22 protein-coding genes are annotated in these 25,897 nt (G+C 70.0%); 9 read left to right on the forward strand and 13 right to left on the reverse strand.

Going from position 1 to position 25,897, the window contains the following annotated elements:
- Positions 1 to 141: 141 nt before the first annotated feature.
- From ACYVD5_RS09420 to ACYVD5_RS09435, 4 genes are all read right to left on the reverse strand, one after another.
- Positions 142 to 1,293, reverse strand: coding sequence for a glycosyltransferase family 4 protein (locus ACYVD5_RS09420; protein ID WP_461000562.1), 1,152 nt, complete (start codon positions 1,291 to 1,293; stop codon positions 142 to 144).
- Between the two features lie 170 nt (positions 1,294 to 1,463).
- Positions 1,464 to 2,474, reverse strand: coding sequence for a C40 family peptidase (locus ACYVD5_RS09425; protein ID WP_461000563.1), 1,011 nt, complete (start codon positions 2,472 to 2,474; stop codon positions 1,464 to 1,466).
- A gap of 547 nt (positions 2,475 to 3,021) precedes the next feature.
- Complete coding sequence (locus ACYVD5_RS09430) at positions 3,022 to 4,029, reverse strand: C40 family peptidase (protein WP_461000564.1); 1,008 nt, start codon at positions 4,027 to 4,029, stop codon at positions 3,022 to 3,024.
- Between the two features lie 485 nt (positions 4,030 to 4,514).
- On the reverse strand, positions 4,515 to 5,897 hold the full coding sequence (locus ACYVD5_RS09435) for an NYN domain-containing protein (RefSeq protein ID WP_461000565.1): 1,383 nt from the start codon (positions 5,895 to 5,897) through the stop codon (positions 4,515 to 4,517).
- Between the two features lie 345 nt (positions 5,898 to 6,242).
- Between ACYVD5_RS09435 and ACYVD5_RS09440 the strand changes: the two genes are divergently transcribed.
- The 3 genes from ACYVD5_RS09440 (at position 6,243) to ACYVD5_RS09450 (ending at position 9,272) form a co-directional block, all read left to right on the forward strand.
- A complete protein-coding gene (locus ACYVD5_RS09440; protein WP_461000566.1) occupies positions 6,243 to 8,045 on the forward strand; it encodes a DEDD exonuclease domain-containing protein in 1,803 nt (600 codons plus the stop codon).
- A gap of 87 nt (positions 8,046 to 8,132) precedes the next feature.
- Positions 8,133 to 8,900: a rhomboid family intramembrane serine protease gene (locus ACYVD5_RS09445; protein WP_461000567.1), complete on the forward strand. Its 768-nt coding sequence runs from the start codon at positions 8,133 to 8,135 to the stop codon at positions 8,898 to 8,900.
- A 93-nt stretch (positions 8,901 to 8,993) separates the two neighbouring features.
- Positions 8,994 to 9,272: an Lrp/AsnC family transcriptional regulator gene (locus ACYVD5_RS09450; protein WP_461000568.1), complete on the forward strand. Its 279-nt coding sequence runs from the start codon at positions 8,994 to 8,996 to the stop codon at positions 9,270 to 9,272.
- Between the two features lie 158 nt (positions 9,273 to 9,430).
- On the opposite strand, the gene trpD is transcribed toward ACYVD5_RS09450, so the two are convergent.
- Together trpD and ACYVD5_RS09460 are read right to left on the reverse strand one after the other, a co-directional pair.
- Positions 9,431 to 10,498: an anthranilate phosphoribosyltransferase gene (gene trpD, locus ACYVD5_RS09455; protein ID WP_461000569.1), complete on the reverse strand. Its 1,068-nt coding sequence runs from the start codon at positions 10,496 to 10,498 to the stop codon at positions 9,431 to 9,433.
- Between the two features lie 427 nt (positions 10,499 to 10,925).
- The gene (locus ACYVD5_RS09460; protein WP_461000570.1) at positions 10,926 to 11,366 is read right to left on the reverse strand and encodes a hypothetical protein; all 441 of its coding nucleotides are present in this window, start codon (positions 11,364 to 11,366) and stop codon (positions 10,926 to 10,928) included.
- Between the two features lie 413 nt (positions 11,367 to 11,779).
- Between ACYVD5_RS09460 and ctaE the strand changes: the two genes are divergently transcribed.
- Genes ctaE through qcrB form a run of 4 tightly spaced genes read left to right on the forward strand, consistent with a single transcriptional unit; the run spans position 11,780 to position 16,156 of the window.
- Complete coding sequence (gene ctaE, locus ACYVD5_RS09465; protein WP_461000571.1) at positions 11,780 to 12,406, forward strand: aa3-type cytochrome oxidase subunit III; 627 nt, start codon at positions 11,780 to 11,782, stop codon at positions 12,404 to 12,406.
- 17 nt (positions 12,407 to 12,423) lie between these two features.
- A complete protein-coding gene (gene qcrC / locus ACYVD5_RS09470; RefSeq protein WP_461000572.1) occupies positions 12,424 to 13,356 on the forward strand; it encodes a cytochrome bc1 complex diheme cytochrome c subunit in 933 nt (310 codons plus the stop codon).
- The gene (gene qcrA, locus ACYVD5_RS09475; protein ID WP_461000573.1) at positions 13,349 to 14,476 is read left to right on the forward strand and encodes a cytochrome bc1 complex Rieske iron-sulfur subunit; all 1,128 of its coding nucleotides are present in this window, start codon (positions 13,349 to 13,351) and stop codon (positions 14,474 to 14,476) included. The genes qcrC and qcrA overlap by 8 nt, the downstream gene beginning before the upstream one ends.
- Positions 14,477 to 14,479: 3 nt before the next feature.
- Positions 14,480 to 16,156, forward strand: a complete 1,677-nt coding sequence (qcrB, locus tag ACYVD5_RS09480; protein ID WP_461000574.1) for a cytochrome bc1 complex cytochrome b subunit — start codon at positions 14,480 to 14,482, stop codon at positions 16,154 to 16,156.
- A 473-nt stretch (positions 16,157 to 16,629) separates the two neighbouring features.
- On the opposite strand, the gene ACYVD5_RS09485 is transcribed toward qcrB, so the two are convergent.
- From ACYVD5_RS09485 to ctaC, 4 genes are all read right to left on the reverse strand, one after another.
- Positions 16,630 to 17,916, reverse strand: coding sequence for a L,D-transpeptidase (locus ACYVD5_RS09485; RefSeq protein ID WP_461000575.1), 1,287 nt, complete (start codon positions 17,914 to 17,916; stop codon positions 16,630 to 16,632).
- 316 nt (positions 17,917 to 18,232) lie between these two features.
- The gene (locus tag ACYVD5_RS09490; RefSeq protein ID WP_461000576.1) at positions 18,233 to 18,658 is read right to left on the reverse strand and encodes a cytochrome c oxidase subunit 4; all 426 of its coding nucleotides are present in this window, start codon (positions 18,656 to 18,658) and stop codon (positions 18,233 to 18,235) included.
- Positions 18,659 to 18,673: 15 nt separating this feature from the next.
- On the reverse strand, positions 18,674 to 20,353 hold the full coding sequence (gene ctaD / locus ACYVD5_RS09495; RefSeq protein ID WP_461000577.1) for an aa3-type cytochrome oxidase subunit I: 1,680 nt from the start codon (positions 20,351 to 20,353) through the stop codon (positions 18,674 to 18,676).
- A complete protein-coding gene (gene ctaC / locus ACYVD5_RS09500) occupies positions 20,353 to 21,339 on the reverse strand; it encodes an aa3-type cytochrome oxidase subunit II (protein WP_461000578.1) in 987 nt (328 codons plus the stop codon). The genes ctaD and ctaC overlap by 1 nt, the downstream gene beginning before the upstream one ends.
- Before the next feature lie 414 nt (positions 21,340 to 21,753).
- On the opposite strand from ctaC, the gene ACYVD5_RS09505 reads away from it, so the two are divergent.
- Positions 21,754 to 21,990 carry a sulfurtransferase TusA family protein gene (locus ACYVD5_RS09505; protein ID WP_461000579.1) on the forward strand — a complete coding sequence of 79 codons (237 nt, stop codon included), beginning with the start codon at positions 21,754 to 21,756 and terminating at the stop codon, positions 21,988 to 21,990.
- Positions 21,991 to 22,192: 202 nt separating this feature from the next.
- Here ACYVD5_RS09505 and rpsD read toward each other — a convergent pair whose 3' ends face one another.
- Positions 22,193 to 22,804 (reverse strand): 30S ribosomal protein S4, encoded by a 612-nt coding sequence (gene rpsD / locus ACYVD5_RS09510; protein WP_461000580.1) that lies wholly within the window; start codon positions 22,802 to 22,804, stop codon positions 22,193 to 22,195.
- 74 nt (positions 22,805 to 22,878) lie between these two features.
- On the opposite strand from rpsD, the gene ACYVD5_RS09515 reads away from it, so the two are divergent.
- Entirely contained in the window at positions 22,879 to 23,733 is an 855-nt protein-coding gene (locus tag ACYVD5_RS09515) for a DUF2470 domain-containing protein (RefSeq protein ID WP_461000581.1), read from the forward strand.
- 219 nt (positions 23,734 to 23,952) lie between these two features.
- On the opposite strand, the gene ACYVD5_RS09520 is transcribed toward ACYVD5_RS09515, so the two are convergent.
- Together ACYVD5_RS09520 and ACYVD5_RS09525 are read right to left on the reverse strand one after the other, a co-directional pair.
- Positions 23,953 to 24,927 carry a carbohydrate kinase family protein gene (locus ACYVD5_RS09520; protein WP_461000582.1) on the reverse strand — a complete coding sequence of 325 codons (975 nt, stop codon included), beginning with the start codon at positions 24,925 to 24,927 and terminating at the stop codon, positions 23,953 to 23,955.
- 459 nt (positions 24,928 to 25,386) lie between these two features.
- Positions 25,387 to 25,740, reverse strand: coding sequence for a HesB/IscA family protein (locus ACYVD5_RS09525; protein ID WP_461000583.1), 354 nt, complete (start codon positions 25,738 to 25,740; stop codon positions 25,387 to 25,389).
- Positions 25,741 to 25,897: the final 157 nt, after the last annotated feature.

Raw genomic sequence — 25,897 nt, forward strand, 5'->3', positions numbered from 1 at the left:
TCGGCCGGGCGGCCGGCATCCGCGGGCGCAGCGGTGGCGGCGGGCCATGGCGGGCGGGTACGGGCGCACCGGCGCCGCCGCGCCCGCCGTCCGGCTCCGCGGCCGCAAAGCGGGGGCGGAGGGCCCGCCGCGGGCCCGCGTTCACCCCTCCAGCAGCTCGGCCAACTGCGCCGAGGCGCGCTGCCAGGTCCACTCCTGCCGGACCCACGCGCGGCCGCGCTCGCCCATGGCCGCCGCACGCTCGGGGTTCTGCAGCAGCTTGATGAGCGCCCGCGCAGCGGGACCTGGAAGGGTGCCGTCGACCAGTAGGCCGGTCTCGCCTTCGCGCACAGAGTCGCGGGCACCGCCGGAGCGCCCGGCCACCACCGGCAGCCCGGACGCAGCGGCCTCCAGGTAGACGATCCCCAGGCCTTCGACGTCCAGTCCGCCGTTGCGGGTGCGGCAGGGCATCGCGAACACGTCGGCGGCGTCGTAGTAGGCGGGGAGCTGATCGGCGGCGACATCGCCGGCGAAGTACACCGAATCGGCGACCCCCTGTTCGCGCGCCAGCGCCTCAAGCCGGCGCCGGTAGGGGCCGCCGCCCACCAGCAGCAGCGCGGCGCCGGGCACGTCGGCCAGGATGCGCGGCCAGGCCCGCAGCAGGGTGTCCTGGCCTTTGCGCGCCACCAGGCGCGAAACGCACACCGCGACCGGGCGGCCCTGCAGGCCCAGGCGCTCGCGCACGCCCGTGCCGCCCGCGCCGGGAAAGAACCGCTCGGTGTCGACACCGGGCGCGAGCGGGCGCATGCGCGCCGCCGCAGCGGGCGAGAGCGCGCGCTGCAGGCGGGCGCGCGTGTAGTCGCCGAGATAGGTCAGGGTGTCGGTCTGCTCGCCGATGCGGTGCAGCGCCTGGCGTGCGCCCGGCAGCGCCGACCACCCGGTCTCGTGGCCGTGGGTGAGCCCCACGATGCGGCGCACCCCGGCGCGGCGCAGCGGCCCGGCCATCAGACCCAGTGGCGCGGCCGCGCCGAACAGCACCGAGTCGCACTCCTCAAGTGCGGCGATGCGCGCGGCCCGCCGCTGCACGCCCGGCGTGGGCAGCAGCACCGGAGTGCGTTCGCGCACGACAGGGAAGGGCAGCCCGAGGTCGAAGTCCTCGGCGCGCCCCCAAGCGGCCGAGTCGGCGCGGCTCGGTGTCGAGCAGTAGACCACCACGGATTCAGGGGGCCTGCGCAACGCGAGCTCGTGGACGAACGCCTGGATGCCTCCGGGGCGCGGCGGAAAGTCGTTGGTGATGATCAGCGTACGCGGCACGCGGCCGAGTCTAATGTGCCGATCGCCGAGGCCGCGTTACCCGCGCAGATCCTGCCGTCGGCGATGATCGTGGAGAAATGCCCGCCTCGACTTCTCCGCTCCGAAGTCCGGGCATTTCTCCACGGCGCATCAGGACGGTTGCGCAGGACCCGCGGCGCATCCCGGCGCGGTTAGGGCCGTACCGCCGAGTGGAAGTTGTTCTGGTAGTAGCCGCTCAGGGAGACCTCGGCGACCGGCTTGGACGGGTTGGAGGCGTGCACCATCTTGCCGCTGCCGACGTACATGCCGACGTGGTCGGGGCCGTCGTAGAAGAAGATCAGATCGCCGGGCTGCATGTTGTCCCAGGTGACCGGAGTGCCGGCGTTGACCTGGTCGTAGGTGGTGCGCGGCAGGCTCACGCCGCCCTGGGACCAGGCGGCCTGGACCAGGCTGGAGCAGTCCCACACGTCGGGGCCGTTGGCGCCGAGGCTGTAGGAGTCGCCGATCTGGCCGTAGATGAAGTCGAGGGCGGCTCCCGCACTACCCGAGGCGCTGCCGGTGTAGCTCGACCCGCCGCCCCCGCCGCTGCCGACGCCGGAAGTGGCGTTGGCGGCCTCCTCGGCCGTGAGGTCGTCGAGGATGCCCTGCTGCTTGTCGATCTTCTTAGTGGCCTTGTCCTTGGCTTCCTCGGCCTCGTCCAGCTTCTCCTTGGCCTCGTCCTCGGTGTCGGCGGCCTCGGAGGTGAGTTTGTCGAGCTTCTCCTGCTGGTTGTTGTACTCGACGAGGTCCTGCTGCTGGTTCTCGGAGAGGTAACCGAGGTCGGCGGCCTGCTCCAAGGCCGCCTCGGGACCGCCGGAACTCAGCAGATAGGCCGGGGAACCGTAGTCGGCGTTGGTGTAGGCCGCGTTGGCCATGCCGCGGATGTCGTCCTGCATGCCTTTGATCTTGTCCTGAGTGTCCTGCTTGTCCTCCCGCAGGTCCTCAAGCTTTTCCTTCGCGGCATCATGGTCCTGCTTCGCCTGGTTGTACTTCTCGGCGAGCTCCGCGTGTTCTTCCTCAAGCTTCTCGATCTTGTTCCGGACCTCGTCGGCGGTCGGCTCGGCGACCGCAGCGCTGGTGGACAGGATCAGAGCGCCTGCGGCGACAAAGCCGACTGTCGCGAGATGCCGGCGGAACGAGCCACGTTCATGGCGTTCATCCACGATGGTGGCACACCTTTCTGCCAGGGCCGCCTACCGGAGGCGACGCAGCCGGGGTGGGCGGCGGCGCGGCACGGGTATGCCCGGCAGCACCGCTTGGGACCGGTAGCGCCCGAAAAGAGGCTGCGTGCGGCGCGCAGAGGACGCGGCCGCAGGGGGTTTCCGGTCTCCGCCGGCCGAGCGATGGGGCGGCCGGGGCGGAGGTCGGCGGGAGCGGGCCGCTGCCACCCTTCTGATGGCAAGAGCGACGACCGCACTCGGCGTGGAACCCTAGTGCATCCGCGGCACCATACTCAACGGATTCGTTACTTTTCCCCGTTATTTCCGGCGTGTCCGTATTACCAAGAACGCCCCATCCCAATACCAAGTGCGGGTAAAGTCGGCTGGTCGCCCGTACCCTGCGCGGTTGCGCGCGGCCGCCGCTGCGGCCACGGGTGCCGGCGGATAATGAGCCGCACGTCACTACCGCCTGAGCCGCACCCCGCACAACCGCGGCCGGCCGCCGCGGGCGCACCCGCGACGGCCGGTAGGACCTGCTGGAAGCGCCGCGCTAGGGGCGGACGCCGAACTGGAACTGGCCGCCCCAGTAGCCCGACAGCGACACGACCTCGACGTTCTTGCCGGAGCTGGGCGCGTGCACCATCTGGTTGTTGCCGACGTAGAGCCCGTCGTGGCCCAGACCGCCGAAGAAGAACACGATGTCGCCGGGCTGCAATTGGTCGCGGGTGACCCGTTGCCCGGACTCGGCCTGGCCGTAGGTGGTCCGCGGCAGGCTCACCCCGGCGGCTCCCCACGCCCGCATGACCAGGCCCGAGCAGTCGTAGCTGTCGGGGCCGGTGGCGCCGTAAACGTAGGGCTTGCCCACCTGGGCGTATGCGAAATCGAGGGCGGCGTGGGCATCGCCGGAGGCCGGACCGTTGTAGCTCCCACCGCCGGCGCTGTCGCCGCTCTGGGAACCATCGGCGGTCGGATCGGAGTCGGGGAACTCGGCGAGCAGCTCCTCCTGCTCCTCGAGCTTGGCCTCGACCTTCTCCTTCTTCTCCTCGATCTCGTCCTTCTTGTCCTTGGCCTCCTGGAGGGCGCTGTCGGCCTCGTCCTTCAGCCGGAACAGGCGCTCGGAGGACTCGCCGAACTCGTCGAGCTGGTCCTTCTGCGCCTTGGAGAGGTAACCGACGTCGGACGACTGCGCGAGCAGTTCCTCGGGGTTCTCGACGTTGATGATGTTCGAGGGGGAGTCCAGGTCCTGGCCCTGGTAGGCGGCGCTGGCGAAGTCGGCGACCTCGTCGCGCAGCTTGTCGTAGCGCTCCTGCTCGTCGCCGACCTCCTCCTCAAGGTCGTCGGCCTTCTCCTTGGCGGCCTCGTAGTCCTCTTTGGCCTTGTTGTACTTCTGGACAATGCTGTCGGCCTCTTCCTGGAGCTCGCCGATCTTGGCCTCGACGTCCTCCTGGGACGGCTCGGCGTTGGCGACTCCGGTCGGCACGATCAGACTTCCAGCGGCCACGACCCCGATACCGGTCGCGATCCGGCGGGCCGTGCGCCGACCACCGGTATTCGTCATGGCGGCCACGCTCCTTACGGGTCAGGTCCACATGCGCAGATGAGGGGGTGCAGATGGCGGTTGGGGTGGTGCTCGGGGCAGCCGCACTGCGCCGGGGCGAGCGGGACCGCAATGGCGGCAGGTGCGGCGGGCTCCGACCGGCGCGGCGGCGCGTTGGGCGCTGCCGGCACCGGGGCCTCCCGCCGGAACAGCGGGCCTGCGGCCACGTCGCCGTGGGCGCGGTGCAGCCGCCGATCCGTTGCAGGAAGCCGATAATGCTCCCGGTAGAACTTAGCGGACCCGACCGGGCGCCTCAACCACGGGGGGGCACGAGCCACCCGATGTATAAGGGGTTTCCGGTGCCCGGAGTTACCCGTGCGGACCGCCGCCGAACCCGTTCATGCTGATCGGAGGGGGCGGCACGGCTCCGCCAGGGCCGCGGCGGCCCGCAGCGCGGCGCCCCGCCCGCCGCTGCTGCCGCGCAAATCGATCACCGGCCCGCCGGCTCAACCGCCCAACCTGCGCAGCAGCAGCGCCGAGGAGACCGTACGCGCGCCGGCCCGGCGCACCGCGGTGACGATCTCCCGGTCGGAGGTGACCACCGCCAGCGGGCGGCCCTGCGGCTCGGCGCGCACCAGGCGGATGATCAGCTCGTCGGCGGTCTCCTCCGGCTCGGAGAACAGCAGCCGCACCCGGCGCGTCGCCGAGAGCACCGGCGGCGCGCTGACATCGGCGCCGTCGAACACGCAGGTGATCTCCGCCTTGGTGCGGCTGGCCAGGCCCTCCAGCGAGGACAGCAGCCGGCTGCGCTGGTCGGCCAGCGGCAGGGTGCCGTACCCGGTCTTGGTCACGTTGTAGCCGTCCACCAGCAGATGCACGCGCGGCAGGCTCAGCAGCTCGTCGACCAGCCCGGGATCGTCGTCAGGCAGCCCTTCCCCGGGCACGGGTGCGCCCTTGGCGCCGCGCTGCTCGGCGGCCAGGTCGGCGGGGCTCTCGATCGAGGTCGGCAGCGCCAGTTCGCGGCGCAGGCCATGGGAGGCGTCCAGCAGCACGTCCAACAGCACCCGCAACCGGGCATCGTCGGCACTGCGGCCGGCCCGCGCCGCGCGGCGGGCGTTCTCCACTTGGGTCTCGGCTGCGGCGAGGCGGTCGCGCAACCGGCGGTTCTCCGCCTCCACCGCGTTGACCTCGCCGGCCGCGGCGGCGGTGCGGTCCGCCGCCGCCGCGACCGCCTGCTCGGCCGCGCTCTCGGCCTCCCTGGCGCGCTCGCGCTCGCCGTGCAGTCTGCGGCGCAGGTCGGCGATGGTGCTGCGGTGGTCCTTCAACTCGCTGCGCATCCGCGCCAGCTCGTCGCGCTGGCCGGCCTTGGCCTCGTCCAGCTGGCGGCGCAGGTCGGCGATGGTATCGGCCGCCTCGTCGACCTCCTTCGCGGTCTCCTGGCGGTCGATTTCGCCGCGGATGCGGCCGAGGATCCGCTGCCAGCCCTCGGGTCGCAGCAGATAGGCGGCGGCCGCCACCGCGACGGGATCGGCGGCCGGCGGCACCACGCCGCGGCGCAACTCTTCCGCCAGCTCCGGCCAGACCTGCTCGATCCGCTCGGCGACGTGCGCGCGAAAATCCGGGTCCGACTCCAGTTGGGCGGCGATCTGCGGACCGGCCAGGCGCGCGCGGCGGCGCGGCTCGAACTTGGCGACGCGGCGCAACACCTGCGGCTGGTCGGCGATACGCATCCCGCCCAGCACGTCGGAGCCGTACTCGATCACACGCGCACGCACCGCGCCGGGCAGCGGGCGGTCGACATCCTCGCCGGCCTCACCGCCGCCCGCGGAACCGTTCACCGGCTCCGCACCGCAGCCGCGGGACTCGGAGTGCTCAGCGGAGCCGGTCATGTCCGCTCCCCTGCGCCGGGACCGCGGGGCCGAACCGGATTTCGCACAGCTATCTCCTCCTGGTCCTCCTGCACTCCCGCGGCGCCGGCTCAGCGGCGCAGGAGCCACCCGCCCGGGCACGGGCGAGCGCTCCGGACCAGGCTGGCCCGGGCCGGAGTCTGAGCCATCTTTCCACGGAGACCAGCGCGGAAACCGGCCGAACCGCTCGGCCGTCCCGCATCGCCCCGTGTGCGGGCCGGCCGGCGGCGCCGAACGCCCGCCCCGAGCGCCCCACCGGCGCCGCCGGGCCGCTGCGGCGCCCGACCTGCCGCTGGTTCGGTCGCACCCTGCGATTACGCTGGCCGAGTGGTTGAGCAGCACTTCTCCGTTCAGGGCACCCTCGACGACCTGGGCACACCCCTGTCGGCGAGCACGTTCGTGATCGTCGACCTTGAGACCACCGGCACCCGCGCCGGTTCCTCGGGCATCACCGAGATCGGCGCCGTCAAGGTGTGCGGCGGCGAAGTCCTCGGTGAGTTCTCCACGCTGGTCAACCCGGGCGTGGCCATCCCGCCGTTCATCACCCTGCTCACCGGCATCACCCAGGCCATGGTCGCCCCCGCGCCCGCGATCGACGCGGTCCTGCCCGGATTCCTGGAGTTCGCCGGCCTCGACCGCGGCGCCATCCTGGTCGCCCACAACGCCCCCTTCGACGTCGGGTTCCTCAAGGCCGCCTGCGCCGGGCACGGCTACGACTGGCCCGCGCCCCAGGTCGTCGACACCGTGTCGCTGGCCCGCAAACTGGTCACCCGCGACGAGGTCCCCAACCACAAGCTGGGCACCCTCGCCGGCTTCTTCGGCGTGCCCGACCAGCCCACGCACCGCGCCCTCGACGACGCCCGCGCCACCGTCGGGGTGCTGCACGGGCTGCTGGAACGCCTGGGCTCCTTCGGCATCGACACCGCCGAGGAACTGCGCCGGTTCCGCTCGGCCCCCACGGCCGCCCAGCTCGGCAAGCGCCGCATCGCCGACAACGTGCCCGAGGCTCCCGGCGTCTACGTCTTCACCGACGCCAAGGGCGAGGCCCTCTACGTCGGCAAGAGCACCAACCTGCGGCGGCGGGTGCGCTCCTACTTCACCGGGTCGGAGAAACGGGCCCGCGTCCGCGAAATGGCGGCCCTGGTCGAAGGGGTCACCCCCATCGTGTGCGACACCGGTCTGGAGGCCGAGGTCCGCGAACTCCGGCTGATCGCCGAACGCAAGCCGCCTTACAACAAGCGCTCGCGCAACCCCGAACGCGCACCCTGGCTCAAGCTCACCGCCGGCGACTTCCCGCGCCTGTCGATCGTGCGCACCGTCCGCGACGACGGCGCACCCTACATGGGCCCGTTCCGGTCCGCGCGCGAGGCCGAGCTCGCCCGCGAGGCGCTGCACCAGGCGTTCCCGCTGCGCCAGTGCACCCGCCGCATCTCACCGCAGAAACCCACCGCCGCCTGCGTGCTGGCCGAACTGGGCCGCTGCGGCGCCCCCTGCTCCGGCGCCGAGTCCCCCGACGACTATGCGGTGCACGCCCGGGCCGCACTGTCGGCCATGACCGCCGACCCCGCGGCCGTCGTCGACCGGCTCACCTCCCAGATCACCGAGCTCGCCGGCCAGCTGCGCTACGAGGAGGCCGCCAGCTACCGCGACAAGCTGGCCGCCTTCCTGACCGCGGCGGCGCGCAGCCAACGCCTCGCTGCGCTGTCGGCCATTCCCGAGCTGGTCGCGGCCGCCCCGGCGGCCGCTCCTGCAGCCGGACCATCCTCCGGGCCCGGCACCGGCGGCCGGCCCGCAGACGGCTCGTCAAGCGCCGCACGGCCCGGCTGGGATGTGCACGTGGTGCGCTACGGCCGGCTGGCCAACAGCGGGTACATGCGGCCCGGCGCCGACCCCGCCGAGTTCGTCGCGGCACTCACGAGCACCGCCGAGTCGGTGTTCGCCGGTCCCGGCCCGGCCCCGCGCGCCAGCGCCTGGGAGATGGAGTGCGTCCTGCGGTGGCTGGAAACCCCGGGCCTGCGACTGGCCGAATCCACCGAAGGTTGGACATGCCCCATCAATGGGGCCGAGAAGTACCGCCACCTGACAGACTGGGAACGCGGCGGCGGCCTGTCGGCGCTCTCCCACCGCTGAGGCGCGCCGGCGCGCCGGCGCTCCGGCGGGCGGGCGGCAGCCGCGCCGCGGCTGCAATGCCCCGGAGCCCTCGGCCAAGGAGTGCAGATGGCGGGTATCCCGCTGAGTGACGACTACGCGGTGCGGCGCGTGCCGACGGTGACCTACCTGCTGATCACCGCCAACGTCGCCGTCTACCTGCTCTCGCCGCTGTCGCTGCTGGCCGTGTGGTACGGCACCGGCTCGCTCCCCCGCGAGTGCGCGGTCGAGCACTACATGCTGCGCTGGGCGGCGGTCCCGGTCGAGCTGCTCGGCGGGCAGCAGGTCAGCGGGTCAGGGCTGTGCCCCGACCCCGGGCACACCAAGGTCGCCTGGGTGTCGGCACTGACCTCGATGTTCATGCACAGCGGGCCGGCGCACCTCGTCGGCAACATGGTCTACCTGTTCGTGTTCGGCCCGGTCGTCGAGGACCGCCTGGGCCGGCTGCGCTACCTGGGGCTCTACGTGGCCGGCGGCCTGGTCGCCACCTACGCCTTCGCCCTGTCCCAGGCCGCGGCCGAGGTCCCCCTCGTGGGCGCCTCGGGCGCGATCTCCGGCGTGCTGGGCGCCTACCTGCTGGTGCAGCACCGCAGCCGGGTGGTCACCCTGGTGTTCATCGTCGTACCGGTGCGGCTGCCGGGGTGGGCACTGGTGGGCACGTATTTCATCCTCCAGTATTTTCTCTACGTCAGCCTGTCGACCTATCCGGGCGCCGAAGAAGGCGGCGGAGTCGCCTACGCGGCGCACGTCTACGGCTTCATCGCCGGGGTGCTCGGGGCACTGCTGATGCACCGCATACGCTGGCGCTCCGGCACGCGCCGCTCCGACGTGTACTGACGGCCCGGAACCGGCCGGAGCCCGCCGGCAGCGACCAGGCCCGACCGGCCCCGGCGGCGCCCGCAGCCCCACCCGAAACCAGGAGGAAGCCCCGTGATCACCGCGATCGTCATGGTCAAGGCCGATGTGGCCCGCATTCCCGAGGTCGCCGAGGCGATCGCCGAGATCGACGGCGTCAGCGAGGTCTACTCGGTCACCGGCGATGTCGACCTGATCGCGATGGTCCGCGTCAGCCGCCACGAGGACCTGGCCGAGGTCATCCCCGGCCACGTCAACAAAATCCCGGGCGTCCTCTCCTCCGACACCCACATCGCCTTCCACGCCTACTCCAACCACGACCTGGAGGCCGCGTTCTCACTCGGGATGGAGTAGGCGGAGTAGGTTTTCTGCGGGGGTGATCCCGGTGACCATGCAGAAATGCCCGGATCCAGCCCCTAGCCCCGAATCACGGCATAACTGCATGCTCGTCGCCGTACACGCCGGCATAAGGGAGCTAAACAGGGCTTAGGGCCGGTGGTGCCCCCGCCGCCTCAGCTTTTTTTGGCGTGGGACTGGCTGGTCTCGACCCAGGACTCCAGGACCTGGGCTGCGGCGCCGCTGGTGAGGGCGTTTTCGGTGATCTGCAGGGCCTCGGCGAGGATTTCGGTGGGGCCCGTTGCGCCGAAGCCGGGCAGGGTGGTGGCGACCGCGGCGGCCGCGTTGAGGAGGACGGCGCCGCGGACGGCGCCGTCGGCGGTGGGGCCGCCGGCCAGGAGGTCGCGGACCACGCGGGCGTTGTATTCGACGTCGCCGCCGCGCAGCGCGTCCGGGGCCGCGCGTTCGATGCCCAGGTCGGCGGGGTCGATGCGTTCGTGGGTCACTGCGCCGCCGTGCACCGACCAGATGCGGGAGGTCGTGGTCGTGGTCAGCTCGTCCAAGCCGTCGTCGCCGCGGAAGACCATGGCCGAGGCGCCCCGGCCGGCGAACACGCCGGCGATGGTCTCGCACATGTTCTCGTCGAAGACGCCCACGGCCCCGGCCATCGGGCGCGCCGGGTTGGTCAGCGGCCCCAGGAAGTTGAACACGGTGGGCACCCCCAGCTCCTTGCGCGTCTTGGACGCATGCCGCAGCGAGGGGTGGAACAGCGGGGCGAAGCAGAAGGTGATTCCGGCTTCCTCGGCGACCCGCGCGGTCTGCTCGGGTGCCAGGTCGATGACCACGCCCAAGCGTTCCAGCACGTCCGCGGTGCCGCAGGAGGACGAGGCGGCGCGATTGCCGTGCTTGACGACCTTGACCCCGGCCGCCGCGGCCACGATCGCCGCCATCGTGGAGATGTTGACGGTGTGGGCGCGGTCGCCGCCGGTGCCGACGATGTCGACGGTCCGGCCCGGCACCGAGATCTGCACGGCGTGGCGGAACATGCCTTCGGCCAGCCCGGTGACCTCGGCGACCTCGGCGCCCTTGGCGCGCAGCGCAACGGCGAAGCCGGCGATCTGCACGTCGGTGGCCGAGCCGTTCATGATCTCGTTCATGGCCCACGCGGTGTCGTCGGCGGCGAGCGGCCTGCCTTCCAACAGCGCGGTGATCAGCTCGGACCAGGTGCGTTCAGTGGTGCTCACGTGGGTGCTCCTCGAGAGGGCTCGGACGGATGCGGGGCGGCTCGCAGGCTTGGCCGGCCAGCTGGTCGGCTGACCGGCGGTTGGCCGTTCGGCTGAGTCGGCCGGTTCAAGGACCGGCAGGTCAGCCGCGCCATCGCGCTGTGTCCGCCCCGTGGTGGCCGGCTCCGAAAAACGCCCGCACCACCGACCGCCGACCGGTATCGGCCCCGTGGCGGCCCGCACCGGCGAACGGCCGCTGCAGCGGACGCGATCGCCGCGGCGGCCGGTGGCCTGCCGCAACTGCGCTGAGCACCATCGAAAACGTCTCCCGCTCGGGTGGATCCGCGGCCCGCCGCGGTGGCACCGCCACGCCGCAGGCCCGCCCCCGGCGCGAAGGCCGGGGGTGCGCGGCGCCGCCCGCGGGCGGCGCCGTGTTCTGCGTCGCAGACTACCCGAGGGCCGCGGTGGCGGCCGCCCGCTCGCGCATGAGCTCGGCCAGCGCCTCAGCCAGCGCGACCGGGTCGACGGGGTGGCTGACGACCTTGTCGGCGCGCGACCAGGCGCCCAGCCAGCCGTCGTCGCGGCGGCCGATGATCAGCAGCACCGGCGGGCACTGGTAGATCTCGTCCTTGATCTGGCGGCAAACGCCCATGCCGCCGGCAGGTGCGGTCTCGCCGTCGAACACGGCGACGTCGATGCCGCCCTCTTCCAAGCGCGCCAGCACACCGGGGGCGGTCGCGCACTCGACGAACTCGACCTTGGGGACGTCGGCGGCCGGCCTGCGCCCCACCGCCGCACGCACCTGCTCGCGGGTGCCGGGCTTGTCGCTGTAGAGCAGTACACGCATCCGCGCGGCGGACTCCGCGGAGCCGGGGCCGTTGGTCGCCATGGTCTACCGTCACCATCCCTCATACGTCTCGGCCGCGCCGGTGCGACAGGGGCCGCGCCGGGTATCCGAGCCTATGCCCTGCGGCCGTCGGGTTGAGACCTTTGCCACCTCAGCATGCCACCGCGATCACCCGGGCGGCCAACGGGGGCCGCCCCCGCCCGGCGCTGCGCAGCACACGCCACCCGCGTCGGCGCCGCTGCGCCGCTCCGGTCGTGCGCAACCGGCCCGACCGCACCGGTTCGTGACTGCCGGCGCCAGGCACGCTAGGGTCTCCACAGCGCCCCCGCAGCGGCCTGGCACGCGCTCGGCGGCCCCTTCCGGCCCATCACGAGCCGATACCGTTGTCACGGCAGATCGGGCGCCTTTCGGGGGGTCGTGCACCAACCTCCGCGGGATGCCGTAATAATGCTCCCGTGGCGACAGCAACCGCGAAACAACCGACAGGACCGACACCGTTGCACGGTGCGGCAAAGCGACCTGACCTGGTGAGCGTTGGCACCATCGTTTGGCTTGCCAACGAACTCATGTTCTTCGCAGCGCTGTTCGCGATGTACTACACCATCCGATCGGTGACCAAGGGCAATCCCGACTTGGGTGAGTGGCCGGCCACTCACCTCAACGTTCCGTGGGCCCTCGGCATCACCATCATTCTGGTGGCCTCCAGCTTCACCGCTCAGGCAGGCGTCTGGGCCGCCGAGCGCGGTGATGTCCGGAAGCTCCGTATGTGGTTCTTCATCTCGTTCTTCATGGGCCTGGTCTTCGTACTCGGCCAGGCATACGAGTACTACGAGCTCATCTACCACCAGGGCCTGACCCTGCAGTCCAGCGCCTACGGCTCGATGTTCTACCTCACCACGGGTTTCCACGGTCTCCACGTCATCGGTGGTCTGATCGCGTTCCTGATCATGCTGGGACGCACGTACGCCGCGAAGCGCTTCACACACCAGCAGGCAACCAGCGCCATCGTCGTGTCCTACTACTGGCACTTCGTCGATGTGGTCTGGATCGCTTTGTTCGCAACCATCTACTTCCTACAGTGACCCGAAACGGGGAAACCGTGAAATGGATTACCGCGCGGCGACGGCATCCCCTTGCGGGGTACGCCGTCGTCATACTCGCGCTCACGCTTTTCGGGGTGGGCTACGCAGTCATCGCGCCCAGCGCGGAGCGGGCCGAGGCGCAGACTCTGGCGGCTGAGGCAGCAGCGGCCGAGCAGCCGGAGCAGCAGGACATCTCCGAGGGCAAGGAGATCTTCACCAAGAGCTGCGCAAGCTGCCACGGCCAGGACGGCAAGGGCGGCGAGGGCTACACCGGCCCCGACATCACCGGCGAAGGCGGCGCAGCCGTCGACTTCCAGGTGAGCACCGGCCGCATGCCGTCCATGAACCCCGACGCGCAGATGCCCCGCAAGCCGTCGGCGTTCACCCAAGAGGAGATCGACGATCTCGTCGCCTACTACGAGGCCGAGATCGGCGACTCCGGTGCGCCCAAGGTGCCCGCCGCCGACGTTCCGGGCAGCGCCCCCAAGCGCGCCGACTTCACGGACGAGGCCGCCTACGAGGAGGCCCACGCCGACTGGGAGTCCGACTACGAGGACTACCTCGAAAACGCCAAGAGCACCAATGCGGGCATGCAGCTCTACCTCGCCAACTGCGCGCACTGCCACAGTTGGTCCGGCGAGGGCGGCGCGCTGACCGGCGGCCGGTGGGCTCCCGAGATCGGCGACGCATCACCGCGCCAGATCTACGAGGCCATGATCACCGGTCCCGGCGCGATGCCCGTGTTCAACGACACGACCGTCACTCCGGACGAGAAGCAGAGCCTGATCGCCTACGTGAAGGACCTCCAGGCCGAACCGAACGCCGGCGGGATCTTCGACCTTAACCGCGTCGGCCAGGTCGCCGAGGGCTTCATCGGCTGGACGGTCGGTATCACCCTGATCATCGCCTGCGCGATCTGGATCACCGCGAAGCAGCGAGCCCATGACTGAGAACAACCGCAACCAGAGCAGCGAGCCGGGCGCCGAGGGCCCCGAGCGGGTGGTCGGTACGCCCGTCGGCAGCAGCCGGGTGATCGCCCCTGAAGCCGGGGAGCACGCCGGCCACGAGGGCCCCTACTCCGCTGCAGAGACCCACAGCCGCCCCGAGGAATACCAGCGCAAGGGCGAGCGCACCGCGTCGGTGTGGTTCACCATCGCGTTCTTCGCCGGTGTGGGCTTCCTGGTGTCCTACTTCCTGTTCCCGCCCAACGCCGAGGGCGAGCCGGCCATCGCCGTCCCCCTTATCGGCCAGTGGTCGAACATGCTGCTGGGCGGCACGCTGACCCTCTCGCTGTTCGGCATCGCCGCCGGGATGACGGTGTGGGCGCGCCAGGTCATGCCGCACTACGAGGTGGCCAGCCCGTACGACGAGCTGCCTTCGGCGCCTGAGGAGAAGAGCTCGTTCAGCGACTTCCTCATGCGCAGCGCCGACGAGAGCGGGGTCACCAAGCGCCCGTTGATGCGCCGCACCCTGCTGCTGGCCATGGCCCCGCTGGGGCTGGCGCCCATCGTGCTGCTGCGCGACACCGGGCCGCTGCCCCGCGAAACCCTCAAGCACACGCTGTGGGAACCGGGCATGCACATGGTCGTCGAGGGCGCCGACCGCTCCGGCGATGAACAGTGGATCCACGAGGACGACATCCGCGCCGGCGGCATGATCAGCGCGCTGCCCTTTGTCGAGCCCGACCCCGAGCACCCGCACGGCCTCAGCCTCAACGACCAGGCCAAAACGGTCATCCTGCTGATTCGCCTGGAAGAGCGCGAATTCAGCGACGAGATGACCTCGGAGCAGCTCAACTGGACCCACAACGGGATCATCGCGTACTCGAAGATCTGCACCCATGTCGGGTGCCCGGCGGCCCTGTACGAGAGCGGCACGCACCGGATCCTGTGCCCGTGCCACCAGTCGACCTTCGACGCCACCAACGGCGCCAAGGTGACGTTCGGGCCGGCCAACCGAGCGCTTCCGCAACTGCCCATTACAGTGGACGAAGAAGGCTACCTCGTGGCCGACGGCGACTTCTCTGAGCCGGTCGGGCCCACCTTCTGGGACGCGCAGAGGGGGAACTAGCCGATGAGTCGGACAACACAGGCACCGAAGGCGCTCCGCGGCGCCGGAAACTACATCGACGACCGGTTCCACCTCGCCAAGACCGGCGAGAAGCAGCTGCGCAAGGTCTTCCCGAACCACTGGTCGTTCATGCTGGGCGAGATCGCCCTGTACTCCTTCATCATCCTGCTCGTCACCGGCGTGTTCCTGACGCTCTGGTTCAAGCCGAGCATGGCCGAGATCGTCTACGACGGCTCGTATGAGCGGATGCAGGGCGTCACCATGAGCGAGGCCTACGCCTCGACGCTGCACATCACCTTCGATGTGCGCGGCGGCCTGCTCATCCGGCAGATCCACCACTGGGCGGCGCTGATCTTCCTCGGCGCGATGCTGGTGCACATGCTGCGGGTGTTCTTCACCGGAGCGTTCCGCAAGCCGCGCGAGCTCAATTGGCTGATCGGGATCGCGATCTTCGGCCTCTCGATGGTCGAGGGCCTGTTCGGGTACTCGCTGCCGGACGACCTGCCCTCGGGCATGGGTGTGCGCATCCTGCAGGGCGTGATGATGGCGCTGCCGATCGTCGGGCCGTATGTGTCGATGTTCCTCTTCGGCGGGGAGTTCCCCGGCGAGGAGATCATCTCGCGGCTGTACATGCTGCACATCCTGCTGATCCCCGGGATCCTGCTGGCGCTGATCGGCGCGCACGTGCTGATCCTGTGGCACCAGAAGCACACCCAGTACCCCGGCAAGGGGCGTTCGGAAAAACAGGTCGTCGGCACGCCGATGATGCCGGCGTTCGCGGTCAAGGCGGGGGGGTTCTTCTTCTTCGTCTTCGCCGTGATCGCCGGGCTCAGCGCGTTCGTGCAGATCAACCCGGTCCACCTGTTCGGGCCGTTCACCCCGACCTCCATCACCTCCGGGTTGCAGCCCGACTGGTACATGGGCTTTATGGAAGGGGCGCTGCGGGTCTTCCCGAACTGGTTCGACATCGACGTGGCGGGCTACTCCATTCCCACGGCGGTGCTGGTTCCCGGCCTGGTGATCCCGGGCCTGATCTTCGGCGCGATGGCGTTGTGGCCGTTCGTCGAGGCCTGGATCAGCGGCGACCGGCGCCACCACAACGTCGCCGACCGCCCGCGCAACGCGCCGGTCCGCACCGGAATGGGTGTCGCGGGGATCGTCTTCTACGGCCTGCTGTGGCTGGCGGGAGCCAACGACATCCTGTCGGAGACCTTCTCCGTCAGCCTGTACGCCACGACGTGGTTCTTCCGGATCACCCTGATCATCGGGCCGATCATCGGCTTCATGGTCACCAAGCGCATCGCACTCGGCCTGCAGCGGCGCGACCGCGAGCAGTTGGAGCACGGTTACGAGAGCGGCACGATCCAGCAACTCCCCAGCGGCGAGTTCATCGAGGTCCACAAGGAATCCTCCGACGAGATCGTGCACGTGCTGGAGAGCAAGGAGCCGGTCTCGCGCATCGATGTGCAGGCCTCCGACGAGAACGGCGTCGAGGCGCCGTCCTCGCGCGGGATAATGGGCCGGCTGCGTACGCGGCTCGCCGATTGGTACACCCGCGACAACGTCTCGTTCGAAGGGGTGCAGCCGCACACCGGCCACCACCTGCACCATGAGGCGCACGAGGAAGCCACGCACGAGTCTCCCGAGGCCAAGGCCCGCGAGGAGGCCCCGACAAGCTGAGGCCGCCACAGGCCCAGCGCCGACCGCACGGCCCGGTGCCCCCGAGGGGGTACCGGGCCGTTCTGCTGGGCGGGGGGCCGCGGACCTTGTGCGGCCGGTGGTTCCGCATTCGGGCGTCCCGTGTTCGGCGGTCCTGTGCGGGGGCGCGGGGCGCGCCCGGCCCTCGCCGCAGCGGGATGCGTTCGGTGCGCCGCCGCGCGCGGCCGCCCAGCGGGAGGTCGGCGGCCGGCCGGCGCACGCGGTGCGCCGACCGGGCCCGGTGCCGCTCACGATCCGCCGCTCCAACCGGGCGGGTGGGCGTGTGCGGCGCTGAGCCGGACCGTGCGGACGGCGGGTGATCAATGTGGCCCATGGGGCGCAAAACAACTGCGGGGCCGCAGACGGTGTCTCTGCGGCCCCGCAGCGGGGTTTCCCGTGCCGCGGTGGCGGCTGCGGCGGGGGCTCCCCATCCCCCGCTTGTCCGGTCGCTGGGGCTAGCTCTCCTGCTCGCCGTGGACGTCGCCGGGCGTGCCCTCGCCGTCGGTGGTGTCGGCCTCGCCGGTGGGGCTGTTGGCCAGCCAGTCCTCCCAGGAACGCTGCCAGTAGCCCCACCCGTTGTCGACCTCCAACTGGCGGTCGGTGCCCTCGATGACGAGCGGGTCGCCCATCATGGACTCCTGGTAGAACCACTTGGCGTCGGCGTTGCTCATGTTGGTGCAGCCGTGGCTCTCGTTGGAGACCCCCAGCTGGCCGTTCCACGGTGCGGCGTGGGTGAACTCGCCGCTGTTGGAGAACCGGACCGCGTAGTCGACGTCGAGCTTGTAGCCCTCGGCGCTGTCGACCGGGATGCCCATGGTCGAGGAGTCCATGACCAGGTGCTCGTACTTCTCCATGGTCAGGTGGACACCGCTGGTGGTGGTGTACTTGCGGATGTCGCCGCGCCCGTTGCTGATGGGGAAGTTCTTGATGGTCTCGCCGTTGCGCTCGACGGTCATCGTGTGGTTGTTGTCGTCGATGGTGCTGATCTGCTCGCGGCCGACCTCGAAGTTGAGCTGGTGGTTCTCGATGCCGTAGACGCCGTCGGAGGCCTGCACGCCGGCCAGGCGCATGTCGACGGTGATCTCCTGGTCGGGCTCCCAGTACTCCTGGGGGCGGAACACGGCCGTCTTGCCGCCGAACCAGTTCCAGGCGCCGTCGACGGGTTCCTCGGAGGTGACCTCCATGGAATTCTCGACCTGCGCCTTGTTCTCGACGGGCATGTCGAAGTTGACGATGACCGGCATGCCCACACCCACGGTCTGGCCGCTGGTGGGGAAGTTCGACTGCAGCTCCAGGCGTTTGCCCTCGACCGCCGGCAGCGTGCTGAACTCGCTGACGACCTCGGTCTGCTCGCCGTCGCTGTTCTCGGCGGTGGCGGTGACGGTGATGTCGGAGCCGGGGACGAGGTTCCAGTCGCTGACCCAGGTCGACTTGTCCTCGCTGAGCGTTCCGGTGACGCCTCCGGAATCGTCGGCACCGGCCGACGGGCTCGGGCTCTCGGCGGGTGCGGGTTCGGCCGACTCCTCGGCGGCCGCGCCGCCGTTCTGCTCGATCCGGACGTCGGTGATCTTGCCGTCGGCGGTCTCGACGGTCACCGGAAGGTTCGGCTCGACCTCGCTGGCGCCGTCCTGCGGTGTGATCTGCACGTCGACGGCGGGGGTCTGCTGACCGCCGCTGGTCGGTGATGCGCCGTCCTGCCCGCCGGTGCAGGCGGAGGCGAGGACGAGAGCCAACCCGGCCATGCCGGCGCCCGCGCCGCGAACCGCCGTGGGGAGTGAACCGCCCCTGGTGCTGCCCTTCACCCTGCGACCTCCAGATTTCGAAAGCGGCCTTGCCCAGTGCTGCCTAGCGCTGCCCAGTGGCTTAGTACCCCGAAAAGGGAAGATGCAGCACACGGCCGACAAGTTCGGCTTCTCACAGTGGGGGCGGCCGCCGCGCAGCGGCACCGAACCGCGGGGGAAACTCGTCAAGTAAAGAATACCCCCGGCCGGTGGCGGTTTCGGATGAAACCGCCTCCAACCGGGGGCAACAGGGACTCCCAGTGAGAGTTCGCCGCCGTTAGTGGCTGAACTCACCCCGGTAGTACTCGAACACCCAGCCGATGGTGGTCAGGATGATGCACAGCGCGCCGATGAAGACCATCCACCAGCCGATCGCCACACCGACGGCCATGAACGCCACCGACAGCGCCACGAACAGCGGCCACCAGCTGTGCGGGCTGAAGAACCCGTACTCGCCGGAGTTCTCGGCGATGTCGCCGTCGAGGCGTTCCTCGGGCGCCAGCCCGTGGTAGCGCTCGCTGCGCCGAGCCGACTGCCACAGCCAGAACCCGATCATCCAACCGAACGCGATGGACACGACCAGGGCGACCGTGCCGGTCCACTCGATCCTGCCTTCGGCCACCCAGGACCAATAGGCGTACAGGGCCGCCACCAGACCGAAAAAGGTCGAGACGCCCATAAACAGGTAGGCCTGCATTTTCATGGTGAGCTCGCTCCCCTACTTCGCGGCGGTTGCGGGTTCGGGTGCCGCAGCACCGGGTGCGGCGGCGTGCGGGTGGTGCAGGTCGAACGCCGGGCGCTCGGAGCGGATGCGCGGCAGCGACGTGAAGTTGTGCCGCGGCGGCGGGCACGACGTGGCCCACTCCAGCGAGCAGCCGTAGCCCCACGGGTCGTCGACCTCCACCGCAACGGCCTTGCGGTGGGTCACCCACATGTTCCAGAAGAAGATCAGTGTGGAGGCGCCCAGCACGAACGAGCTGACCGAGGAGAAGATGTTCAGCCCGGTGAAGCCGTCGGAGGGCAGGTAGTCGGCGTAGCGCCGCGGGAAGCCCTCGGCACCCAGCCAGTGCTGCACCAGGAAGGTCCCGTGGAAACCGAAGAACAGCAGCCAGAAGTGCAGCTTGCCGAGCCCCTCGTTGAGCATCTTGCCGGTGAACTTGGGCCACCAGAAGTAGAACCCGGCGAACATCGCGAACACCACGGTGCCGAACACGACGTAGTGGAAGTGGGCCACTACGAAGTAGGAGTCGGTCACGTGGAAGTCCAGCGGCGGCGACGCCAGGATGACCCCGGTCAACCCGCCGAACAGGAAGGTCACCAGGAACCCGACGGTGAAGAGCATCGGTGTGGCGAAGACCAACTGGCCGCGCCACATGGTGCCGATCCAGTTGAAGAACTTCACCCCGGTGGGGACCGCGATGAGGAACGTCATGAACGAGAAGAACGGCAGCAGCACCGCGCCGGTGGGGAACATGTGGTGCGCCCATACGGTCACCGACAGGCCGGTGATGGCGATGGTGGCCGCCACCAGGCTCTTGTAGCCGAAGATGGGCTTGCGGCTGAAGACCGGTAGCACCTCGGTCGCGATCCCGAAGAACGGCAGCGCGATGATGTAGACCTCGGGGTGGCCGAAGAACCAGAACAGGTGCTGCCAGAGGATGGCGCCGCCGTGTGCCGGGTCGAAGACGTGGGTGCCGATCATCCGGTCGGCGCCGAGTGCGACCAGTGCCGCGGTCAGCACCGGGAACGCGATCAGCACCAGCACGCTGGTCAGCAGCGCGTTCCAGGTGAAGATCGGCATGCGGAACATCGTCATACCGGGTGCGCGCATGCACAGCCCGGTGGTGATGAAGTTGACCGCACCCAGAATGGTGCCCAGACCGCTGACGGCCAGGCCCAGGATCCACAGGTCGCCGCCCAGCCCCGGCGAGCGGACAGCGTCCGACAGCGGCGTGTAGGCGAACCAGCCGAAGCTGGCGGCGCCGCCGGGGGTGAGGAACCCGCCGACCGCGATCAGGCTGCCGAACAGGTAGAGGTAGTACCCGAACAGGTTGATGCGCGGGAAGGCCACATCGGGCGAGCCGATCTGCAGCGGCATGATGATGTTGGAGAACCCGACGAACAGCGGGGTCGCGAACATCAGCAGCATGATCGTGCCGTGCATGGTGAACAGCTGGTTGAACTGCTCGTGGGAGACCACCTGCATCCCCGGCCACAGCAGCTCGGCCCGCATAAGCAGGGCCAGGATGCCGCCGAAGATGAAGAATCCGAACGAGGTGATCAGGTACATGTACCCGATGACCTTGTGGTCGGTCGACGACAGCCAGCTGACGATGATCGAGCCCTTGCGGGTGGTGGCGGGCGCAGCCGCTTCCGAGCCCTGAATTTCGGTCGCCATTACCGACCCGCCTCCTCGTCGGCGCCAGCGGGCGCACCGGCCTCATCGGCCGGGTCTTCGTCGGTTACCTGGTCTTCGGCGCCTTCGCCCTCAGGGCCGGGCATGTCCTGGGTGGCACCAGGGTTCTCGGCGCCCGGCTCAAGCTGCTCGCCGGTCTCCAGGTTCGCCTGCTCGGCGTTCTCCTGCTGCTTGGCCACCCAGGCGTCGTAGGCCTCGGGCTCCATCACCTTGAGCGTGAACAGCATGCGGGAGTGGTCGACGCCGCACAGCTCGGCACAGCGGCCGGCATAGGTGCCGGCCGTGCCTTCCTGGACCTTGACCTGGAACTCGTTCTCCTGGTTGGGGATCACGTCCATCTTGAAGGCGAAAGCCGGGATCCAGAACGAGTGGATGACGTCGGGCGAGGTGAGGTCGAAGTGCACCACGTCGCCTTCGCGCAGCACCAGCGTGGGCCGGTGCTGCGGGGTGCCTGCCACGGAGAACCGCGTCTGCGGCTCGGTGTCCTGCTCCTGGGCCTCGGCCAGGGACTGGTCCTGGTAGTTGAACTGCCAGCTCCACTGGAAGGCGACGACCTCGATATTGGTGTCGGCTTCTTCCTCGGTGGACATCAGTGCCGTCTGGTCGCGCGCGGTGAAGTAGAAGAGCACCGCGATGATCACGATGGGCAGAACGGTGTAGAGGGCCTCGATGGGCATGTTGTAGCGCACCTGCGGCGGCAGCTGCTCGGAGCGCTTGCGGTGGAAGATGATCGACCAGACGATCAGGCCCCACACCAGAATGCCGACCGCGAACGCCGCCACCCATGAACCCTGCCAGAGCGTGAGGACGCGGTGGCCCTGTTCGGTGATCGGCTCCGGCAAGCCCAAACGGGTGAACTCGTTCGACGCGCAGCCGGTCGCGGCCAGGCCCAGCACGGCGAACGCGGCGCCGCGCGGTGCCCATCGGCGCAGCGCGGGGCGCCGATTCCTATGGCGGGTCGGACTCACGGATTGCCTTCCCAGCGGTGATGCCCGCGGAGAGTCGCGGGCGGTCGTATTCCAAAGCTTTTCGGGGGAAACACTAGCGCGATCCGCTCGGACCCCTGTTCAGGGGCATGCCGGACACGCGTGTCGGCCGCGTGCCCGCAGAGCCCGCGGAGCCGGCCACCGGGGTATGCCCGGCCGCGACGTGCGCACCCTGCCGGTCCCGAACTGCTCGGGGCGGAGGGCGCTCCGGCGGTTCGGTGTGTCGCCCGGCCCGCTGCCTCGGCCGACGTGTAACGCGGAAACCTACCGGCCGTCGCAAGCGGGCTAAGGCGAGAGTACCGCTGGATTTACCGGCCTCTTAACCGGGTGCCGGTTAGGCGCGGAATGGGGTGAAGAATGGGGGTGGACGCAACCGCGGAGCGTGGGGAGTGACCGTTGTCGGATGAGCCGTTGGTGACCATCGAGGCGATCGGCCGCAAGTGCCCGATGCCCATCATCATGCTGGCAGGCCGGATCCGGGAGGTCCCGATCGGCTCGGTCATCGCCGTCACGGCCGACGATCCGGCGGCTCGCGCCGACATCCCGTCGTGGTGCCGGATGAAGATGCAGGAGTTCGTGGCGGAGGTTCCGCTGGCGCAGGGCAGCGCGTTCCACATCCGGCGGAAGTACTGAGCCTCATCGGCGGATCGGCCCGCACGGGCGGGGCCGCAGCGGCTTGCCCCGTCCGACTTGACCGGAACTTCGGCGGTTCCCCGCCGCCGAAATTTGGGAGCGCTCCCGGAACTCAAAGCCGCCCGCAGCGGAAACGCAGCGGGCCGCGCGACCGCCGGGGTTCCGGGGTCGCGCGGCCCCTCAGGCACGCGAAACGCTGGGTCTAGCGCGCGTAGTACTCGACGACGAGCTGCTCGTCGAAGGGCACCGGGATCTGCTCGCGCTTGGGCCGGTCGACGACCGCAACGCGCAGGTCCTTGTGGCTCACCGCGAGGTAGCCGGCGGTCTTGTCGTCGGCGTGCACGCCCTCGGCGGCCTCGACGAACGGCACCATCTGGCGGGACTTTTCGCGCACCCCGATGACCTGGCCGGGCTTGACCAGGTACGACGGGATGTCGACCTTCTTGCCGTCCACGGTGATGTGGCCGTGGTTGATGTACTGGCGCGCGGCGTAAACCGACGGCGCCAGTCCGGAGCGCAGCACGACCGAGACGAGCCGCAGCTCCAGCTCGGCGATCAGCTCCTCACCGGTCCGGCCGGGGCGCTTCTTGGCCGACTCGTAAGCGCGGGCCAGCTGCTTCTCGGAAAGGTCGTAGTACCAGCGCAGCTTCTGCTTCTCCGCCTGCCGAACAGCGTAGTCGCTGGTCGAACGGCGGACTCGGCGGCCGTGCTCACCCGGGGGGTAAGGCCGCTTCTCGAAGTAGCTGACCGCCTTACGGGTCAGCGGGGTACCCGCGCGCCGGGACAACCGCACCTTAGGTCCGGTGTAGCGCATTCACGTCCTCCGTCTATGAGTTACTTGCAAAAACGGGAGTCCTAGGTAAGGCTTGCCTAAGTCTAGGAGGTGCCATGCGACAACCCAGCCCGTCCGAAACCGAACGGGTCCGCTCCCTTGCCGCCACGGCGACCCCCACCGCGGCAGCGTTGGCAGACAATCCCGACACGCGTTTCAGCGTTGCCGGGGCGGTCGATCACGCCGGCCGCGTAGTCCTGTGGATCGCGGCGCACCACCCGCTGCACGAGGCGGTGCGGGAGGGGCTGCGAACGGATCCCGGCCCGGAGGTCGGTGTCGATCTGTCCGCGCTTCGGCGTGTGGGTCGCATCTCTACTGTACGCGCTCGGCTGTGGTGCCAGGGCAGGGCCGCAGAGGTTCCCGCCCGCGAACGCCGATCGGCGGCGCTGGCGGTGTGGGAGCGCAACCCCGACGAGGAACTCCTTGCCGCCGCCGCACGCCGGCCCGAGCCCGATTCCCCGGTGCTGCTGCACCTGGCTCCGCACACGGTGATGTACCACACCCACGACACCGCCGGCCTGGTCGACGGCGCCGCTTTCGCCCTCGCCCGCCCCGATCCCGTCACCGGCGCGGCCGAGGAGGCCATCGGCCGGGTCAACGACCGCTACCGCGACGAACTCGCGCGTGCGGTGGCCGCGCTGCCGGGTGCGCCGCAGGGGGCGGCGTGGCTGTGGGAACTCGACTCCGGCGGCGCGACGATCTGGGTCAGCACCTCCGGCGGCACCGGCACGGCCCTGGTGCGGGTGCCCTGGAGCGCTCCCGCGCGCACGGCCTGCCAGTTGGAACGCGCGCTGTTCGACCTGCTCGCCGACGACCCGGCCACCGGCGGCGCGGGCACCGGCGACGGCTCCGCTTCGCCCGGGCACCGCCCGCACTGCGCGCTGCGCCAAGGGCGCCGCCGCAACACCTGACCGGCGCCCCCGCCGACCGCGCGTCGGGGCGTGCGGGCCGGGTTTGCGGGGGCCGGGCGCAGCGTTGGGTGCCCGACCCCGCAAAACGCAAGAAGGCCTCCCCGGAGGGGCCGGCGGGCGGGCCGAGACGCCCGCCACCCGCACCGGGAAGGCCCGTTTGCACCACCGCGCCGGCGCACACGGCACCGGCGGGCGAGTACTACCCGAGTATCCGAGCGGTCAGGACAGGTGCGGCTTGATCTCGCGCGCGCTGTCCTCGCCGTAGGACTCGGTGATCTTGTCGAGCAGGCTCGCGGCCGTCAGGTCGTACTCCTGCGGGCCGTTGACCTCCAGGCAGTGCACCGCGATGGCGTTGCCGACCTGGGCGGCGAGCTCGAGGGACAGGCCCCAGGAGATCCCCGCCAGGAACCCGGCGCGGAAGGCGTCGCCGACACCGGTGGGGTCGACCTTCTCGGTGACCGCGGCGGGGCCCACGTTGACCGGCGGCTCACCGCGCCGGTCGATGCGGACGCCCTTGGCGCCCAGCGTCGTCACGCGGGTCTGCACGCGGTCGAGGATCTCGTCCTCGCTCCAGCCGGTCTTCTGCTCGCAGAGCGCCTTTTCGTACTCGTTCGTGAACAGGTAGTCGGCGCCCTCGATGAGCCGCCGCACGTCCGGGCCGTCCATGAAGGCCAGCTGCTGGGACGGGTCGGCGGCAAAGGGGATGCCGCGGTCGCGGCACTCGTCGCTGTGGCGGGTCATCCCGCCGGGGTCGTTGGCGCTGATCAGCACCAGATCGAAGCCGCCGGCGGCGTCGGAGAGCGGCTTCAGCTCGATGTTGCGCGCCTCGGCCATCGCACCGGCGTAGAACGACGCGATCTGGTTGTGGTCCTTGTCAGTGGTGCAGACGAAGCGCGCCGTGTGGCGCAGCTCGGAGATGTGCACGCCGGAGGTGTCCACCCCGTGGCGCTCCAGCCAGGACCGGTACTCGCCGAAGTCGGCCCCTGCCGCGCCGACGAGGACGGGGCGCAGGCCCAGAGTGCCCATGGCGAAGCTGATGTTGGGGGCGCAGCCGCCGCGTCGCACCTCAAGCTCGTCCACCAGGAACGACAGCGAGACCTGCTCAAGCTGGTCGGCGATGAGTTGTTCGGAGAACCGTCCGTCGAAGGTCATCAGATGGTCTGAGGCAATCGAACCGGTAACCGCGATGCGCACTACAGAGGGCTCCTTGAGTCGGGGAGAATGGACGGTTCTCCAGCCTACCCATATCGATTCCAGACGCTGAAGGCGCCCGCGGCAGGTACTGTGTTTTCCCTGGTCAGAAAGCGTTTCAGTGACCCGGATACCCGGAAAATCAGGCACCTGAGCCGCAGGGGGCGCCGGACTTCGCGCCGACCACCGAGCCGCCGCGAATTTTGCACCCCGGGTGACCAGAAAAGGCGCCAATTGTTTCGTGACGCGCTTTCTGTTCCGTGATGCGCTTTCGGCGGGCCCGGCCGGAACACCGCAGAACGGGCCTGCCTGCGGGCGGACACGCAACGAGGGTCCGTGCGGCTACTCTGAGCACACGAACCCTCGGTCACATCTGGCGCACCTGGCACATCCGGCGAGGCAGCCCGGCCGTTGGGGCCGCGGGGCCCGGGTGCGGGCATCGCGGGACGGCGGAGGCCTGCGTTAGTTGAAGGAGTCGCCGCAGGCGCAGGACCCCGAAGCGTTGGGGTTGTCGATCGTGAAGCCCTGCTTTTCGATCGTGTCGACGAAGTCGATCGTGGCGCCCATCAGGTAGGGGGCGCTCATGCGGTCGGTGACGACCTCGACGCCGGTGAAGTCGCGCACGACATCGCCGTCGAGCTCGCGTTCGTCGAAGAACAGCTGGTAGCGCAGGCCGGAACAGCCGCCAGGCTGCACAGCGACACGAAGCCGCAGGTCGTCGCGCCCTTCTTGCTCCAGGAGGTTCTTGACCTTGCTCGACGCCGTCTCCGTCAGGATGATGCCCTCCTGCGCGGGGGCCTCGCTCTGAACCGTCATCTGCTAGCTCCTCCGTAAAAGCGTGGCGGCCGCCACTGGCACTGGTCGACCCGAACTGGTCAACGCCCGCGGCCGCTGGTGCATTCCTGCCCGTGAAGCGGACGCGCAATGCTGCCGCTGTCCAGACTAAGCGCTCTCACCGGCCACCGCCATCATG

The organism is Streptomonospora sediminis (assembly GCF_054778995.1).

Excerpts from the sequence above, each read along its gene's own strand:
- ACYVD5_RS09430 (WP_461000564.1), bottom strand. The coding sequence starts at position 4,029 with ATGACGAATACCGGTGGTCGGCGCACGGCCCGCCGGATCGCGACCGGT.
- ACYVD5_RS09435 (WP_461000565.1), bottom strand. The coding sequence starts at position 5,897 with ATGACCGGCTCCGCTGAGCACTCCGAGTCCCGCGGCTGCGGTGCGGAG.
- ACYVD5_RS09445 (WP_461000567.1), top strand. The coding sequence starts at position 8,133 with ATGGCGGGTATCCCGCTGAGTGACGACTACGCGGTGCGGCGCGTGCCG.
- ACYVD5_RS09460 (WP_461000570.1), bottom strand. The coding sequence starts at position 11,366 with ATGGCGACCAACGGCCCCGGCTCCGCGGAGTCCGCCGCGCGGATGCGT.
- qcrA (WP_461000573.1), top strand. The coding sequence starts at position 13,349 with ATGACTGAGAACAACCGCAACCAGAGCAGCGAGCCGGGCGCCGAGGGC.
- qcrB (WP_461000574.1), top strand. The coding sequence starts at position 14,480 with ATGAGTCGGACAACACAGGCACCGAAGGCGCTCCGCGGCGCCGGAAAC.
- ACYVD5_RS09485 (WP_461000575.1), bottom strand. The coding sequence starts at position 17,916 with ATGGCCGGGTTGGCTCTCGTCCTCGCCTCCGCCTGCACCGGCGGGCAG.
- ACYVD5_RS09490 (WP_461000576.1), bottom strand. The coding sequence starts at position 18,658 with ATGAAAATGCAGGCCTACCTGTTTATGGGCGTCTCGACCTTTTTCGGT.
- ctaD (WP_461000577.1), bottom strand. The coding sequence starts at position 20,353 with ATGGCGACCGAAATTCAGGGCTCGGAAGCGGCTGCGCCCGCCACCACC.
- rpsD (WP_461000580.1), bottom strand. The coding sequence starts at position 22,804 with ATGCGCTACACCGGACCTAAGGTGCGGTTGTCCCGGCGCGCGGGTACC.
- ACYVD5_RS09515 (WP_461000581.1), top strand. The coding sequence starts at position 22,879 with ATGCGACAACCCAGCCCGTCCGAAACCGAACGGGTCCGCTCCCTTGCC.
- ACYVD5_RS09525 (WP_461000583.1), bottom strand. The coding sequence starts at position 25,740 with ATGACGGTTCAGAGCGAGGCCCCCGCGCAGGAGGGCATCATCCTGACG.